We start from the raw sequence: 16049 nt of genomic DNA, 5'->3' as shown, positions 1-16049 counted from the left end.
TTGTTGGAAGATCATGACGGAACTGCATTCCCTGCGATGAGCACCTTGTGGCGAGGGAGCTTGCTCCCTCACTACTGGTGCTGCGTGCTTAAGGCAACGTGATCCAGACGGCTTTGGTCTCGAGCAGGTAATCGAGCTGCTCGGCGCCCAGGTCCTTGCCGAAACCGGACTGTTTGTAGCCACCGAACGGCATCGACGGGTCGAGGGTGCCGTGGGCGTTAACGTAGACCGAACCGGCCTTCAACCGTGGGATCAGGCTGTGCACCTTGCCCAGGTCATTGGAATACAGCGCGGCGGCCAGGCCGTACACCGAGTCATTGGCCAGGGCCAGCGCCTCTTCCTCATCGTCGAACGGTGCGGTGACCAGCACCGGGCCAAAAATCTCTTCCTGGACAATGCGCATGTCGTTGCGGCAATGGGCGAAGATGGTCGGCTCGACGAAGAAGCCAGGCCCATCGACAGGCTGGCCGCCGTAAACCAGTTCGGCGCCTTCCTGCTTGCCGGTTTCGATGTACTCGGTGACCCGCTGCTTTTGCAGTGCCGAGACCAGCGGGCCGATGAAGCAGTCTGGATCCAGACCCGGCGCAATCTTCAGCGTGCGCGTGTAGGCGATCAGTTCGCGCAGGAATTCGTCGTAGACACTGCGATGAATATAGGCGCGTGTACCGGCGTCGCACACCTGGCCCGAGTTGAAAAACACACCGTTGGCGACCGCTTGCGCCGCCGCTGGAATGTCTGCATCGGCCAACACGATTACCGGTGATTTTCCTCCCAGTTCCAGGGTTAGTCGCTTCATTTCGTCCAGCGCCGCGCGCCCGACGGTACGGCCGACCGGGGTCGAGCCGGTAAAGGTCAATTTGTCGATACCAGGGTGCGTGGCCATCGCCGCGCCGACCACGCTGCCGCGCCCCGAAACGATGTTGATCACGCCGTCGGGAATCCCGGCTTCTTGCACCAGTTCGGCAAACCGCAGGGCTGACAGCGAAGTCAGTTCAGCGGGTTTGACCACCACGGTGCAACCGGTGGCCAGCGCAGCGCCGAGCTTCCAGGCCATGGTTTGCAGCGGGAAGTTCCACGGTACGATCGCGCCGACCACCCCCACCGCTTCCTTGCGTGTATACGCCAGGTAGTTGCCCGGCAGCGAAGGCTCGACGGTGCGCCCGTGCAGCTTGGTCGCCCACCCGGCGAAATAGCGCAGGGTATCGACGGTGCCCTGGATATCGACGTCCTTGGCAAACGCGACCGACTTGCCCATGTCGATCGATTCGATTTCCGCCAGTTCTGCGGCGTTCTGCTCGATCAGGTCCGCCAGGCGTTGCATCAAGCGCTCGCGCTCCACCGGTTTGGCCTGGCTCCAGGCGCCGCCGTCAAACTGCGCGCGAGCGGCTTGCACGGCGCGGTCGAGATCCTCGGTGGTGCCCATCGGAATCCGTGTGATCAGGCCCTCGGTCGACGGCTCGATGACGTCGGAAGTCTGTCCATCGCTGGCCTCGACAAAAGCGCCACCGATGAACATTTTCTGCACCTTGCTGAGGAAGGTCTGGGTTGCTTCGGAAACACCAAATTTCTGCAGGTACTGCTTAACACTCGCGTCCATTTTTCATGCCCTCTGTGCGGCGGTCAGTTCACGCCGATTCGGTGGTGGTTGCGCTCACGGCGTGCTTCGCCTGAGCCCGTTCATGGAAGATGAAACCGATACTGTTAAGCAGCAGTTGCGCCGCCAGAATCGAGGTCATGCCGCTCGGGTCATACACCGGTGCAACCTCCACCAGGTCCATGCCGACGATGTTGCCTTTGCTGCGTTTGGCCAGGGCCTGGATGATTTCCAGCACTTCGTAATAGAGGAAACCGCCGTGGCTCGGGGTGCCAGTGCCAGGGGCGATGGACGGGTCGAAACCGTCGATGTCGATGGTGATGTAGTAGTTGATGTTCTGCGGGATCAGCGCCAATACACCCTCGACGCCGAGGCGACGAACATCACGCACCGAAAGGATTTTCGAACCGGCGGCGTGGGCCGCTTCGTAGTCATCGCGGTTGGACGACGAGACGTTGCGAATGCCCATCTGGGTCATGCCGACAATGTGGTTCATTTCCGAGGCGCGGCGCAGCGGGTTGCCGTGGCCGTAGCGCACACCGTGGCGTTCGTCGACAAAATCGAGGTGGGCATCGAAGTGGATGATGTGGATCGGACCGCGGCCCTCGAAGGCCTTGATAACGGGTGCGTGTACCGAGTGGTCGCCGCCGAGCACCACCGGCATGACGCCGGCATCGAGGATCTTGCGCACGGCGTATTCGGTGTTTTCGTTACTGGTGACCATGTCGGTGTGCACGATGTCGGCGTCACCGACGTCGACCATGCGCACGTCGGCGGCGGTCAGGTACATCACGTCGTCTTCATGGTCATAAGCGCCGGCGTGGCCGAAGGAAAACAGCGTCGATGCCTCACGAATCCCGCGTGGTCCGAAGCGTGCGCCGGAGCGCCACTGGGTGCCCATGTCGTTGGGCACGCCGAGTACCGCGACGTCGGCATCCAGTGCGTCCCAATCGGTGCACACCGGGGATTTGCCAAAGGTGCAATGACCTACGAATGGCAGGTTCAGGCGACCGGATTCATAACCGTTATTCGACATTTCAAGCCTCTCCACTTTTTGTTATCGGCTGGGCGGACTGCAAGGCGACCGCCGTTGGAATGACTATGGGCGCAGGTTTTCGTGGAAAAAATGCTAAACATCAGATACTCATATCGGCATTACCGATGCATCCACGTGGGGGAGGTCCAAGGTGATCCAGCTACACGATGTCGATCTGAAACTGCTCAGGGTGTTTGCGACGATTGTCCGGTGCGGGGGCTTTTCCGCCGCACAGGCGGCGTTGAACGCCGGCCAGTCGACGATCAGCGAACAGATGACTCATCTGGAAACCCGGCTCGGGGTCAAACTCTGCCAGCGCGGGCGCAGCGGGTTTCGCCTGACCGAACAAGGTGTGGCGATTCATGAAGCGACGCAGCGCCTGCTGTCGGCGGTGGAAAATTTCTGCATGGACGCCGACGTGCTCAAGCAGCACATCAGCGGCAAGCTCAACCTGGGGATCATCGACACCACCATCACCGACCCCGATTCACCGCTGCCGCGCACCACTCAGCGCTTCGTGTCCCGGGGACATGACGTGCACCTCAACGTCTACGTCGGCACCCCCGCCGAACTCGAAGAACGGGTGCTAGACGGCCGACTGCACTTGGCCATCGGGCACTTCCCGATCCATGTGCCGGGGCTGCTGCACACACCGCTGTATCAAGAGGCATTGGGCTTGTATTGCGGGCGCCGGCATCCGCTGTATGGCAACAAGGCCGAAGGTGATGAACTGCTCGAAGAAATCGCCGCGAGCCGGATTGTCGTGCGTGGCTACATGCAGCAATACGACCTCGAACATTTGGGTGTCAGCAAAGCCGCCGCAACCGTGGACAACATCGAGGCGCTGGCCATTTTGCTGATCTCCGGGGCCTACCTGGGCTTTCTGCCGGCGCACTTCGCCGCCCAGTGGATCAAGACCGGGGAGATGCACCAACTGGCACCGAACAGCCTGCAACTGGTGTCGCCGTTTGACGTGATTACCCGACGCGGCACGGCCCCGCCACCGATCCTCCAGGCCTTCCTTGAGGATCTGGCGGCCAGTGCGCGCAAAACCGCCAATGGCTGATCTCCGCTCGCCACACCCGAGCAGCGCCCGGCATACTCATTGACGTAACCACCCCGCTCACCACCCTTGCAGGCCCGTTATGCGCATCCACGTCACCTTCATCGATCGCGTCGGCATCACCCAGGAAGTGCTGGCCCTGCTCGGTGGGCGCCGGTTCAATCTGGACGCCGTCGAGATGGTGCCGCCGAACGTCTACATCGATGCGCCGACCCTCGGTGCCGAGGTGCTGGAAGAGTTGCGCGAGGCCTTTCTCGGCGTACAGGGCGTGCAAGCGGTAACGATGGTCGACATCCTCCCGGGGCAACGCCGCAGTTTGCAGCTCGATGCCTTGCTCGCCGCCAGCACCGACGCTGTTTTGGCCGTGGATAAACGCGGTTTCGTGCTGCTGGCCAACCCGGCGCTGATTGCGTTGTGTGGGCGCGAACCGGCCGGTGAATCGCTGACCACGTTGTTTGATGATCCGTCCTTGCACCACACGCTGATCGAACACCATTTCCGCCTGCCGATGCACGAGGTCAGCCTCGGCGGCCAGACGTTGCTGCTCGATGCCATGCCAATCACCGACGCCGGCGCGCTGTTGACCCTGTATCACCCGAACCGCATCGGCGAACGCCTATCGGCGCTGCACCATGACCATGCCGAAGGGTTCGATGCGCTGCTGGGCGAGTCCCCGGCAATCCGCACGCTGAAGGCCCGCGCCCAACGCGTGGCCACTCTCGATGCGCCGCTGTTAATCCAGGGTGAAACCGGCACCGGCAAAGAGCTGGTCGCCCGCGCCTGCCACGCGATCAGCACACGTCGGGAGGCGCCGTTTCTCGCCCTCAACTGCGCGGCGCTCCCTGAGAGCCTCGCCGAAAGCGAACTGTTCGGCTACGCCGCCGGCGCGTTCACCGGCGCCCAGCGCGGCGGCAAACTCGGCCTGCTGGAACTGGCGGACCAGGGCACGGTGTTTCTCGATGAAGTCGGTGAGATGTCGCCCTACTTGCAAGCCAAGTTGCTGCGTTTTTTGAGCGACGGCTGCTTCCGCCGGGTGGGGGGTGATCGCGAGGTCAAGGTCAACGTTCGGGTGCTGAGTGCGACCCACCGCGATCTGGAAAAAATGGTCAGCGAAGGCCACTTTCGCGAAGACCTGTTCTATCGACTCAACGTGCTCAACCTGCAAGTACCGCCGCTGCGCGAGCGTGGTCACGACATCCTGTTGATGGCCAATCACTTCATGCAACAGGCCTGCGCACAGATCCAGCGCCCGGTCTGCCGTTTGGCCCCAAGTACCTTCGCCGCCCTGCTCGGCAACCGCTGGCCGGGTAACGTGCGTCAGCTGCAAAACGTGATTTTCCGCGCGGCGGCGATCTGCGAAAACCCGCTGGTGGACATCGACGATCTGGACATCGCGAGGACGGCGGTGGAGCGCCAGAATGACGGTGAAGTCGGCAGCCTGGAAGAAGCCGTCGAAGGGTTTGAAAAGAACCTGCTGGAACAGCTCTACCGCAGCTACCCGTCCAGCCGCTTGCTCGCCGCCCGCCTGCAAACCTCCCACAGCGCCATCGCCATTCGGCTGCGCAAATACGGCATTCCCGCCAAATCCTGAATACAACACACGTCCCCTGTGGGAGCGAGCCTGCTCGCGAATGCGATGTCACAGTCAACATCACTGTCGACTGACAGACCGCTTTCGCGAGCAGGCTCGCTCCCACAGGGTTGTGGGGTGTGGCAGACGTAGTGTTTGCAAATCGATACAGCGTATCGAACTCAAGACACACCCCTTCCACCCCGTGTTTTCTTGCCCTGCTCGCTACACCTCTCCTGCCCGTATTGATTTCAATACAGACGGCGTCAGTCCTTTCACTCAAAAGCCTACTAAACCATTGATTTAAAACACCTAACCAACATTGGCACCGCCCTTGCTATCACTCTCCCAACCACGCTCGCTGCCCCGCACGAGCCTGTAAACGTCATCCGCCACCAGCAGCGGATGGGTCTGAACAATGAGGAGTTGGTATGAGCGAATTGCGTTTTACCGTTGATCACGAATGGCTGCGCCTTGAGAGCAATGGCCTGGTCACCGTGGGCATCACTGTGTTTGCCCAGCAGGCGCTGGGGGATGTGGTGTTTGTTCAGGTGCCTGAACTGGGCGTCTTCGATGCAGGCGCTGAAGTGTCGGTACTGGAATCGGTAAAAGCGGCCAGCAGTATCAGCATGCCGCTGGACGGTGAAGTGGTCGAGGTCAACGCGACGCTGGAATCCTCACCGGAATTGGTCAACGAAGACTCACTGGGCGAAGGCTGGTTCTTTCGCTTCAAACCGGTCGATGTCGAGGCGTTGAGCGATTTGCTGAATCAAGACGCCTATGAACGCCTGACCGCAGAACACGCCGACGCTTGAATCTCCCCACGCATTTCCCGAATCCGAAAAAGGACACCACCATGTTCAGCAAACACGACCAGATCAAAGGCTACGACGACGAACTGTTGGCAGCGATGAACGCCGAAGACGCACGGCAGGAACACCACATCGAGTTGATCGCCTCCGAGAACTACACCAGCCAACGAGTGATGGAAGCGCAAGGCAGCGGCCTGACCAACAAGTACGCCGAAGGCTATCCGGGCAAGCGTTATTACGGCGGTTGTGAACACGTTGACGTGGTCGAGCAGCTGGCGATTGATCGCGCCAAACAACTGTTCGGCGCCGATTACGCCAACGTCCAGCCGCACTCCGGCTCTTCGGCTAACAGTGCGGTATATCTGGCCCTGATCCAGCCTGGCGACACTATCCTCGGCATGAGTCTGGCCCACGGTGGTCACTTGACCCACGGCGCCAAAGTGTCGTCCTCGGGCAAGCTGTACAACGCCGTGCAGTACGGCATCGACACTAAAACCGGGCTGATCGATTACGACGAAGTCGAACGCCTGGCCATCGAGTGCAAGCCGAAGATGATCGTTGCCGGCTTCTCGGCTTACTCCAAGACCCTCGACTTCCCACGTTTCCGTCAGATCGCCGACAAAGTCGGTGCCCTGTTGTTCGTCGACATGGCCCACGTCGCCGGGCTGGTGGCGACCGGTTTGTACCCGAACCCGATCCCCTTCGCCGACGTTGTCACCACCACCACGCACAAGACCCTGCGCGGTCCGCGTGGCGGCTTGATCCTGGCCAAGGCCAATCCGGAACTGGAAAAGAAACTCAACGCCGCGGTGTTCCCCGGCAGCCAGGGCGGCCCGCTGATGCATGTGATCGCGGCCAAAGCGGTGTGCTTCAAGGAAGCGCTTGAGCCCGCTTTCAAAACCTATCAGGCGCAGGTGATTCGCAATGCCCAGGCCATGGCCAAGGTGTTTATCGACCGTGGGTTCGACGTGGTGTCCGGCGGGACCGACAACCACCTGTTCCTGGTCAGCCTGATCCGTCAGGGCCTGACCGGCAAAGACGCCGACGCCGCCCTAGGCCGTGCCGGCATTACCGTGAACAAGAACGCCGTGCCCAATGACCCGCAATCACCGTTCGTGACCTCGGGGTTGCGCATTGGCACGCCAGCGATCACCAGCCGTGGTTTCAAGGAAGCACAGAGTATCGAGTTGGCGGGATGGATCTGCGACTTGCTTGATCACCTCGGTGATGCGGATGTCGAGGCACAAGTCGCCAGGCAAGCGGCTGCGATGTGCAGCGACTTCCCGGTCTACCGCGACTGATCAGCCACCCCGTAAACCCTGTGGGAGCGAGCCTGCTCGCGAATGCGGAGCGTCAGTCGACATCAATGTTGAATGTCAGTCAGCATTCGCGAGCAGGCTCGCTCCCACATTGGACGGTGTGTTGGCTCGCCATTGCCTCTCGAAGAAAGAAAACACTCATGAACCCAATTGTGGAATCAACCATCCCCGCCCCCGCGAAAATGCAAGTCGGGGTCAAACTGCGCGGTGCGGAAAAGGTCGCGCGGATCCCGGTCAAGATCATCCCGACCGATGAGTTCCCACGCAAACCCGACTGGATCCGCGTGCGCATGCCGATCTCTCCAGAGGTCGACCGAATCAAGCAACTGCTGCGCAAACACAAGCTGCACAGCGTCTGCGAAGAAGCTTCTTGCCCCAACCTCGGCGAATGTTTCTCCGGCGGCACCGCAACCTTCATGATCATGGGCGACATCTGCACCCGCCGTTGCCCGTTCTGCGATGTCGGCCACGGTCGGCCCAAACCGCTGGACGCTGATGAGCCGATGAACCTCGCCGTGGCCATCGCCGACCTGCGTTTGAAGTACGTGGTGATCACTTCAGTGGACCGCGATGATTTGCGCGATGGCGGCGCCCAGCACTTCGTCGATTGCCTGCGCGAGATCCGCAAGCTGTCGCCGGGCGTGCAGCTGGAAACCCTGGTCCCGGATTACCGTGGGCGCATGGACGTTGCGCTGGCGATCACCGCGACGCAGCCGCCGGATGTGTTCAACCACAATCTGGAGACCGTGCCACGCCTGTACAAAGCCGCGCGGCCGGGTTCGGATTTCGAGTGGTCGCTGGACCTGTTACAGAAGTTCAAGCTGTTGGTCCCGTCCGTACCGACCAAGTCCGGCCTGATGCTCGGTCTTGGCGAAACCGACGAGGAAGTGATCGAGGTCATGCAGCGAATGCGTGAGCACGACGTCGATATGCTCACCCTCGGCCAGTACCTGCAACCGTCGCGCAGCCATTTGCCGGTCCAGCGTTTCGTGCACCCGGACGTGTTCGCCTGGTTCGCTGAAGAAGGCACAAAAATGGGCTTCAAAAACGTCGCCTCCGGCCCGCTGGTGCGTTCGTCCTACCATGCAGACCAACAGGTGCAAGGCGCAAAGGCAAGCTGAGGCGTGTCGCCTGGAAGAAAATGACAGGCATAAAAAAACGCCAGACCCGATAGGATCTGGCGTTTCTTGAAGATGGCAGGGGCGGCTGGATTTGAACCAACGCATGGCAGGATCAAAACCTGCTGCCTTACCGCTTGGCGACGCCCCTGTAGCGCTTGCTACGTGTGGGCGGGAATTTAACAACTTTCTCGCCGTCCGGGAAGCCCCTGCTTAAAATATTTTTCTTCTAAAACAGCCACTTAACATTAATCGACCGCAGATACAACGGGCGCCACTGCAGATTAAACCCGTGGCTGATGACTGGTCACACAGTGAATGCCACCGCCACCGGCCGAGATGGCGTCGATATTGAGCTGCACCACATCACGGTCCGGATAGAGTTCAGACAGCAGCTCGAAAGCCTTGGTATCCGCTGCTTTGTCGCCGAACTCAGGCGCGATGACCGCCCCGTTGATCACAAAGTAGTTGATGTAGCCGGCCGCGAAGTCCGGGTTGTTCTTGTTGAACTTGCTCTTGCGCGGGTCCAACGGTGGCGACACGGTATGCACTTGCAGCTTTCGGCCATCGGCGTCCGTGGCGTTTTTCAGAATCTCCAGGTGCGCCAGCGTGACGTTGTGGTCGTAGGATTCAGGGTCGTTGTCGAGGTTGGCGATCACCACGCCCGGCGTGACGAAACGCGCGTAGAAATCGACATGGGCGTCGGTGATGTCTTTGCCTTTAATCCCCGGCAGCCAGATGATTTTGCGCAAACCGAGGCGTTCTTTCAGTTCTTGTTCGACCTCGGCCTTGCTCCAGTCCGGGTTGCGATTGGCGTTGATCCAACTGCTTTCGGTCATGATCCCGGTGCCGTGACCATCCACTTCGATAGCGCCGCCCTCGCCCACCAGTTCGGTGCGCAGGTCACTGGCCTCTGCGTTTTCAGATACCAGGCTGGCCAGTTTCGTATCCTTGGCGTGCTGCTGTTTGTTGCCCCAACCGTTGAAGTTGAAGTCCACGGCGCCCAACCCGCCGTCGCCGTCGATGACGAAGTTGGCGCCGATGTCGCGCATCCAAATGTCGTCGAGCTGAGTGGTGACGTAGGTGATGTTGGCAGCACCGCACAGTTCCTCGGCGAGACTCCGTTCGTTGCTGCGGCAGAACACCGTGACCGGTTCATAGCGGGCGATGGTGCGCGCGATCAGGCCAAGGGCCTCTTGTACATCGGCGGTGAAGTCCTCCCAGATTGCGTCCTGTGCGCCAAAGGCGATGAAGGCCCGTTGGTGTTTATCGCCTTCATCCGGCATGAACCATGGGCCCCGGGTGGCGGCGTTGACCCAGCCCATGGACACGGCGGCGCCGAGACCCGCGACCACGGAGACTTGTTTGATGAACTCGCGACGCGTCGACATGTGTGAATCCTTGCGAAAAAAGTGAAGGCCGGCACCGGGTGCCGGCCGGATGTCACTGGGCAGTGGCAGTCTTGAACTTGGTCCAGGTGCGCATCCGCGCGCGCATATCCGATTGCGGGATGTCCTTGCCGGGAATCAGCCGTGCATACGTGGCGTCGTCGAGGTAGATGTCCGGATTATTACGCATGGCCGCATCGACGCTCGGCCGCGCCTTGGCGTTGGACGTAGGGTAGCCAGTGAAATTGCTGATGGCCGCCATGTTCTCCGGCCGCATCACGAAGTTGATGAACGCATAGGCGTACTCCGGGTGTTTGGCGTCGACCGGAATCGCCATGGTGTCCATCCATACCGTGGTGCCCTCACGGGGAACGCGGTACTGGAACGTGGTTTTCTTGCCGGCAGTGTCCGACGTCCGCTGCGCTTGGGTCATGTCGCCGCTGTAACCGAGCGACAAACACAGGTTGCCATTGACCAGATCGGTCACCGGTTGCGACTGGAACTTGCGAATGTGCGGGCGCAATTTCATCAGCAGGTCACTGGCGGCGGCGAGGTCCGCCGGTTTGGCGCTGCGTGGGTCCTTGCCCAGATAGTTGAGCACCACCGCCAGCACTTCGTCCGGCGAATCGATCATCGAGATCCCGCAATCGGCAAATCGCGCGGCCAGTTCCGGTTTGAACAGCATGTCCAGGCTGTTGACCGGCGCGTCCGGCATGCGCTGTTTGATCTGCTCGGCATTGTAGGTCAGGCCGATGGTGCCCCAGGTGTAGGGAACGGTGGCCTTGCTCGAATGCTCATAATGCGCGCGCAACTTTTGCAAACCGGGTTCGACGTCATCCATCGCGGTGAGTTTCGACTGGTCCAGCGCTTGCAGGCTGCCGGCGCGCATCAAGCGTTCGGCCACGGTGTCACCGGGGAAGATCAAGTCGTAACCGCTGCCGCCAGCGAGCATCTTGGCTTCCAGGGTTTCACTGCCGTCCATGACGTCGTAGATCACTTTGATCCCGGTTTCAGCGGTGAACTGGCTGAGCGTGTCCTCGGCAAAATAATCGGCCCAGTTGTACAGGCGCAGGGTTTTCTCTTCGGCGTGCAGCGACGGTATCGCGCAGCACAGGGCCAGACCCAGGGCGCCGAGCCAGCGTTTATTGGCAATGTGCATGTCAGACCCCTTGAGTGTTCCAGCGAGCATTGAGGTGACGGCCATCCTGGCTCAACAGCGCTCCGTACATGTCCGGACGGCGATCGCGATAAATGCCCCAGCTCAAGCGCTCTTCGCGCATGGCGGCGAGGTCCAGGGTGTGGACCCACACGCCGGTGCTGTCGCGGTCGGCTTCGGCGAGCAACTTGCCTTTGTGGTTACAGATAAAGGACGAACCATAGAAGCTCATTTGCAGTTCGGGATCGGTGGTCGCCACTTCGCGGCCGACGCGGTTGGCGGCCACCACCGGCAGGATGTTGGCCGCCGCATGCCCGCGCATGGTCATTTGCCAGTGATCCCGGGAATCCAGCGTGGCGCAGCCCGGTTCAGAGCCAATGGCCGTGGGAAACAGCAAGACTTCGGCGCCCATCAACGCCAGGCAGCGAACGGTTTCGGGGAACCACTGATCCCAGCAGATCCCCACGCCGAGGCGCCCGAACGCGGTGTCCCAGACCCGAAAGCCGGTATCACCGGGGCTGAAATATTCCTTCTCCTGATAGCCGATGGCGTTGGGAATGTGGGTCTTGCGATACACGCCCAGCAGACGTCCGTCGGCATCGGCCACGCTCAAGGAATTGAAGTACGCGTTGCCAGCCTTTTCGAACCAGCTCAGCGGCAACACCACACCCAATTCCCTGGCCAGCGCGGCGAAGCGCTTGAGCACAGCGCTGTCGCGATATTCTTCGGCCAGTGCCAGATGCTTGTGGCTTTGCTCGATGCAAAAGTAAGGCGTGGCAAACAGCTCCTGCAGCAGGATGACCTGGGCGCCCTTCGCCGCTGCGTCTCGCACCAATTGCTCGGCCAGATCGAGGTTGTTTTTCAGGTCCCAGGTGCAGGGCATTTGCGTGGTGGCAATCGTCAGAAGCGTCATTCGATCAACCCTCCACCGGCCACGCCGGCTGCTGCTGGGTGATGCAATGCACCCCGCCGCCGCCATGGGCCAGATGATTGATCCGCACCGGCACCACTTCACGCCCGGGAAACGCTTGGCGCAGCACATCGGCCGCTGCATCGTCGGCGTCGATGCCATAAGCCGGCATGATGATTGCGCCGTTGGCGATGTAGAAATTGGTGTACGACGCGCAGAACACTTGCGCCTCGGTGTCGACGGCATCGGTGGCTTCGTACAACTCGATCATCTCGAACTTGCGCCCATGGGCGTCGGTGGCCAGCTCCAGGGCGCGACGGTTTTCGCGCGCCACTTCGGCATACACCGAGCCTTGATCGTGGGTCGCGTCGACCAACAACACACCCGGACGCGCAAACGCACACACGCCATCGACGTGGCCATCGGTCATGTCACCGGTCACGTAGTCCGGATCACCCGGCAGCCAGATGGTTTTCTTCACGCCCAGCAAGCGCGTGAAGATCTCTTCCATCTCGGACTTGCTCATGCCCGGATTGCGATTGGGATTGAGCAGCACCGATTCGGTGGTGATCAGCGTGCCCTCGCCGTCGACATGAATCGCGCCGCCTTCGTTGCTCAGCGGTGTGCCGAAGCATGGCAAGCCCAGATGATTCAGCGCACGGCGCGCCAGGCTTTCGTCCAGGTCATGCGCCGACTTGCCGCCCCACGCGTTGAAGCGCCAGCTCACACCGGCCATGCCGAGTTGCGGGTGGCAGACAAAGCTTGGGCCGGAGTCGCGGCACCAACTGTCGTTAACCGCCAACGGGATCAGCTCTATGTTGGGCCCGCACAAGGCTTTGGCACTGGCGATGGCAGACGGGTCTACGACCATTTTTACCGGTTCGAAACGGGCAATGGCGTTGGCCACACGGGCGAAATCCTCTTGCACCATCGGCAGCGTGACGCGCCAGCCCGATTCCCAGAGTGCCTGGTTGTGCGGCCAGACCATCCAGGTCGCGGCATGGCGAGCCCACTCGGCCGGCATCCACCAACCGTTGTTTTGAATTTCCTGCTGCTGCGTGACCTGCTGCATGATAAAAAGCCCTTTTAGTTAAGCCATTGTGTTCAATAAAAACTGCGTTGGCGGTCTTGGCATGCATGCTACGGCTGGAAAAACGGGCGAACAAACGATGGATTTTGCGCAGAAGTGATTAGGAAATCTTATCAATGCTCAAGCACTGGCCCCCACTCAACACCCTTCGCGGCTTCGAAGCCGCCGCTCGTTTGGGCAGTTTTCACAAGGCCGCTGACGAGTTGCACCTCACCCAGTCAGCCATCAGTCAGCAGATCCGCAGCCTTGAGGCGTACCTCGAACAACCGCTGTTCTTTCGCAGCGGTCGCAGCGTCAGCCTGACCGACGCCGGCCATGACCTGCTCAGCACCACACAGGCGTTGCTGCAACAATTGGCGGTTGGCGTTCGCCGTCTCGGGCAGTACCAGAAACCCAATCAGCTGGTGCTCAACACCACGCCGGCGTTCGCCCGACATTGGCTGTTGCCGCGCCTGGGGGACTTCCGCGCTCAGCATCCGGAGGTGGACCTGTGGATCTACAGCACCGATGAAGTGCCGGACATGACCACCCAGACCATCGACATTGCGGTGCGCGACGACATCAGCTCCCAGGCTGAATGCAGCTTCAAAGTGCTGCACGCCGACCGACTGTTCCCGGCGTGCCATCCGAGCCAGTGGGCGCTGCCGAGCGAACGGCGCACCACCCTGCACGGCGAGCGGGAAATGGACTGGAGTCATTGGGCGGTGGAAGCCGGGATTGACGTTGGCCAGCAGGATCAGGGGCTGAATTTCTCTGATCCCGGACTGTTGCTGGACGCGGCGTGCGCGGGGCTGGGTATTGCGTTGGTGAGTCAGCTATTGAGTCAGAAGGCGTGCAGCGATGGGCTGTTGCAGCCGTTGGTGGAGCAAACCATTCGCGGGCCGAATTGGGCGGTGTTGACGCATCGGGACAGTGAGAGCAGCGCACGGGGGTTTAGTGAGTGGTTGGTGCAGCATCTGGAGGCCACCTGGAGGTAGACGCGTAGAAGGTTTATGAAGCAACAACCTTAAACCCCCACAGGGCTGCCATGCCTACTGCCAGTGTCAGGACCGTACTTCGCGTCCTCCAGGCGATCCAGGCCGCCACAATGGCCGCGGGTATCTGAGGGTTGTCGAACACAAACGCACCCTGCCCATGGGGGTACACCACCGCGGGTAAAACCAGAGAGGCCAGCACACTCGGCGGCACGTACACCAAGGCTCGACTCAGCAGCGTGGGAATTCGCCACCGACCATAAATCTCGACAAACGAAAGACGCATGACAAACGTGCCGATACCGACCGCGAGAAACATCCCCCACAAAGCCAGATCACTCATTGCGCTTCCCTCTCGACGTCATCAGTTGAAGCCCTGCTCAACGATTTTTTGCGCAAGCTTTCAATCAATAGCCCTGCCATGACTCCGCCGATGGAAGCCGTAACCAACCCAAGGTTGTATGGCAGCTTTATGGCCAACACAGCGATCAGCCCCCCGACCATTGCGGCCCCCAGGCTCGCTGCCCCCCGAATGTTTGGAACGAGCAGCGCCAAAAACGAAAGCGGTACGGCAAAACTCAACGACCACGTTTCCGGGATGCTGGCGCCCAGGTACACCCCGGCCAACACCGATAGCTGCCAGGTCAGCCACATGGCAACAGCGGTTCCGGCATAAAAATGGGGGGCAAATCGACCCAGCTCACCGGTTGATAATTTCACAGCGCACAGTGCGTAGGATTGGTCAGAAAGCATGTACGACACGGGCCATGTCCAACGACGTGGCAAGTGGTGCAGGTAAGGCGCCAACGAAGCGCTGTACATGATAAAGCGCAAGTTGATGATCAAGGCTGTGACAACAACCGCCACGGGCACAGCACCATTTTGCAAAAGCTGGAGTGCAACCAGCTGAGCCGACCCCGAGTAGAAGAGCAAGGTCATCCCCATACTCATGCCTGGCGACATACCCATCTCGATTGCCATCACCCCGGTCACCAACCCGAAGGGAATGACGCCGGGCGTCAATGGAATCAGCGTTCGCACGCCGTGAATAAAAGCTTCTGTTCCTGTTCGGTACGTCATGTCGTGCCCCTTACCTGACTTAGCGCTTTTCTTTGAACCACAACGGCGGCATCCGACAGAGTGAAATCGACAAAGGATTGTGCCTGCTTTGTTGCAGCAGACCTCGTCCGACCTTGTCATCGACTTGTAAGCCGATTCACGCTTACCATAGGCCCAACTCGTATTACCGCGGCTGCTGAACCCGGTACTCACGAGGAAATGATTATGGAAAGAACCCGCGCCTGGCGACGTGCACAGGCCCGTAAACGCGGCAATGATAAAGCAGTTCGTCCGCTGAAATTCAAGCCGCAAAAGAACTGGAAGCTGATGTACACCCGTGCCGACAAGCTAGTCAGGGCACGGCAACTCGGCATGAGCTATCCCATCCGCACCACCCGCCAATTGTTGGATCAAGAGTGACAAACCTTCTGTTCGTCTGCAGTCGTAACCAATGGCGCAGTCCCACGGCGGAAGCGATCTGGCACCGCCGCCCCGGCTTCAATGCCCGCTCGGCGGGCACAAGCCCGAACGCACGCAAAACCATCAGCCCGGCGGATATTCGCTGGGCCGATGTCATCTTTGTCATGGAACGCAAACACCTGAATCGCCTGCAGGCCGAGTACGCCCGTCTGCTTGAACACAAGCGAATCCACTCTCTGGACATTCCCGACGACTATCGCTACATGGATCCTGAGCTGGTGGACATACTCGAAGACGCCGTGAAGCCCTATCTCCCGGCCTAGGCTTCGTGCGCCTCCCCTGCCATCATTCAAGAACTGACACGCCGAGTAGAAAACATGAACCGCCGTAAAAAAATACAACAGCTGTTAAAGGCCCACGCCAAAAAGGCCAGCGCCAAACTGGCGCCGCAAAGCAAGGAAAAATACATCAGCAAGGCTGACCGACTGAAACTGGAGGCCGAAGCCAGTGCAGACTCGGTCGTTACTCCTGAAAGTTGAT

General features: G+C 60.3%; 17 protein-coding genes, 1 tRNA gene and 1 pseudogene. 10 read left to right on the top strand and 9 right to left on the bottom strand.

Features of this window, described 5'->3' with window-relative positions; translation table 11 throughout:
* Positions 1-88: 88 nt before the first annotated feature.
* Together ACWKV5_RS24015 and speB are read right to left on the bottom strand one after the other, a co-directional pair.
* Positions 89-1597 carry an aldehyde dehydrogenase family protein gene (locus tag ACWKV5_RS24015; protein ID WP_483843277.1) on the bottom strand — a complete coding sequence of 503 codons (1509 nt, stop codon included), beginning with the start codon at positions 1595-1597 and terminating at the stop codon, positions 89-91.
* 28 nt (positions 1598-1625) lie between these two features.
* Positions 1626-2630, bottom strand: a complete 1005-nt coding sequence (gene speB / locus ACWKV5_RS24010) for an agmatinase (protein ID WP_027924755.1) — start codon at positions 2628-2630, stop codon at positions 1626-1628.
* 151 nt (positions 2631-2781) lie between these two features.
* Here speB and ACWKV5_RS24005 point away from each other — a divergent pair, with 151 nt between their 5' ends.
* The 5 genes from ACWKV5_RS24005 (at position 2782) to lipA (ending at position 8515) form a co-directional block, all read left to right on the top strand.
* Positions 2782-3696 (top strand): LysR family transcriptional regulator, encoded by a 915-nt coding sequence (locus ACWKV5_RS24005; RefSeq protein WP_140669086.1) that lies wholly within the window; start codon positions 2782-2784, stop codon positions 3694-3696.
* A 79-nt stretch (positions 3697-3775) separates the two neighbouring features.
* A complete protein-coding gene (locus ACWKV5_RS24000) occupies positions 3776-5284 on the top strand; it encodes a sigma-54-dependent transcriptional regulator (protein ID WP_483843276.1) in 1509 nt (502 codons plus the stop codon).
* A gap of 410 nt (positions 5285-5694) precedes the next feature.
* Positions 5695-6078, top strand: coding sequence for a glycine cleavage system protein GcvH (gene gcvH / locus ACWKV5_RS23995; protein WP_483843275.1), 384 nt, complete (start codon positions 5695-5697; stop codon positions 6076-6078).
* Between the two features lie 41 nt (positions 6079-6119).
* Positions 6120-7376, top strand: a complete 1257-nt coding sequence (glyA, locus tag ACWKV5_RS23990) for a serine hydroxymethyltransferase (protein ID WP_483843274.1) — start codon at positions 6120-6122, stop codon at positions 7374-7376.
* A gap of 158 nt (positions 7377-7534) precedes the next feature.
* On the top strand, positions 7535-8515 hold the full coding sequence (lipA, locus tag ACWKV5_RS23985; RefSeq protein WP_483843273.1) for a lipoyl synthase: 981 nt from the start codon (positions 7535-7537) through the stop codon (positions 8513-8515).
* 73 nt (positions 8516-8588) lie between these two features.
* Here lipA and ACWKV5_RS23980 read toward each other — a convergent pair.
* The 5 genes from ACWKV5_RS23980 to ACWKV5_RS23960 form a co-directional block, all read right to left on the bottom strand.
* A tRNA-Gln gene (locus ACWKV5_RS23980) sits at positions 8589-8663 on the bottom strand.
* A gap of 133 nt (positions 8664-8796) precedes the next feature.
* Positions 8797-9903: an agmatine deiminase family protein gene (locus ACWKV5_RS23975; RefSeq protein WP_483843272.1), complete on the bottom strand. Its 1107-nt coding sequence runs from the start codon at positions 9901-9903 to the stop codon at positions 8797-8799.
* A 52-nt stretch (positions 9904-9955) separates the two neighbouring features.
* Positions 9956-11059 (bottom strand): extracellular solute-binding protein, encoded by a 1104-nt coding sequence (locus tag ACWKV5_RS23970; RefSeq protein ID WP_483843271.1) that lies wholly within the window; start codon positions 11057-11059, stop codon positions 9956-9958.
* A 1-nt stretch (position 11060) separates the two neighbouring features.
* Complete coding sequence (aguB, locus tag ACWKV5_RS23965) at positions 11061-11969, bottom strand: N-carbamoylputrescine amidase (RefSeq protein ID WP_483843270.1); 909 nt, start codon at positions 11967-11969, stop codon at positions 11061-11063.
* Between the two features lie 4 nt (positions 11970-11973).
* Positions 11974-13038, bottom strand: coding sequence for an agmatine deiminase family protein (locus ACWKV5_RS23960; RefSeq protein ID WP_483843269.1), 1065 nt, complete (start codon positions 13036-13038; stop codon positions 11974-11976).
* Between the two features lie 134 nt (positions 13039-13172).
* On the opposite strand from ACWKV5_RS23960, the gene ACWKV5_RS23955 reads away from it, so the two are divergent.
* On the top strand, positions 13173-14033 hold the full coding sequence (locus ACWKV5_RS23955) for a LysR family transcriptional regulator (RefSeq protein WP_483843268.1): 861 nt from the start codon (positions 13173-13175) through the stop codon (positions 14031-14033).
* Positions 14034-14046: 13 nt separating this feature from the next.
* On the opposite strand, the gene ACWKV5_RS23950 is transcribed toward ACWKV5_RS23955, so the two are convergent.
* Together ACWKV5_RS23950 and ACWKV5_RS23945 are read right to left on the bottom strand one after the other, a co-directional pair.
* Entirely contained in the window at positions 14047-14373 is a 327-nt protein-coding gene (locus ACWKV5_RS23950; protein WP_483843267.1) for an AzlD domain-containing protein, read from the bottom strand.
* Complete coding sequence (locus ACWKV5_RS23945) at positions 14370-15110, bottom strand: AzlC family ABC transporter permease (RefSeq protein WP_483843266.1); 741 nt, start codon at positions 15108-15110, stop codon at positions 14370-14372. The genes ACWKV5_RS23950 and ACWKV5_RS23945 overlap by 4 nt, the downstream gene beginning before the upstream one ends.
* Before the next feature lie 32 nt (positions 15111-15142).
* Between ACWKV5_RS23945 and ACWKV5_RS23940 the strand changes: the two are divergent.
* The 4 genes and pseudogenes from ACWKV5_RS23940 to ACWKV5_RS23925 form a co-directional block, all read left to right on the top strand.
* Positions 15143-15240: pseudogene (locus ACWKV5_RS23940) on the top strand (ferredoxin); the annotation flags it as partial.
* A gap of 74 nt (positions 15241-15314) precedes the next feature.
* Positions 15315-15509, top strand: coding sequence for a hypothetical protein (locus ACWKV5_RS23935; RefSeq protein WP_483843265.1), 195 nt, complete (start codon positions 15315-15317; stop codon positions 15507-15509).
* On the top strand, positions 15506-15832 hold the full coding sequence (locus ACWKV5_RS23930) for a low molecular weight protein tyrosine phosphatase family protein (protein WP_483843264.1): 327 nt from the start codon (positions 15506-15508) through the stop codon (positions 15830-15832). Before ACWKV5_RS23935 ends, ACWKV5_RS23930 begins: the two co-directional genes overlap by 4 nt.
* Before the next feature lie 54 nt (positions 15833-15886).
* Positions 15887-16048: a DUF2986 domain-containing protein gene (locus tag ACWKV5_RS23925; protein WP_483843263.1), complete on the top strand. Its 162-nt coding sequence runs from the start codon at positions 15887-15889 to the stop codon at positions 16046-16048.
* The last annotated feature ends 1 nt before the right edge of the window (position 16049 follow it).

The organism is Pseudomonas oplopanacis, from assembly GCF_057128725.1.
The sequence above is the reverse complement of the archived record's forward strand: the minus strand, read 5'-3'. Positions and strand labels throughout refer to the sequence as shown.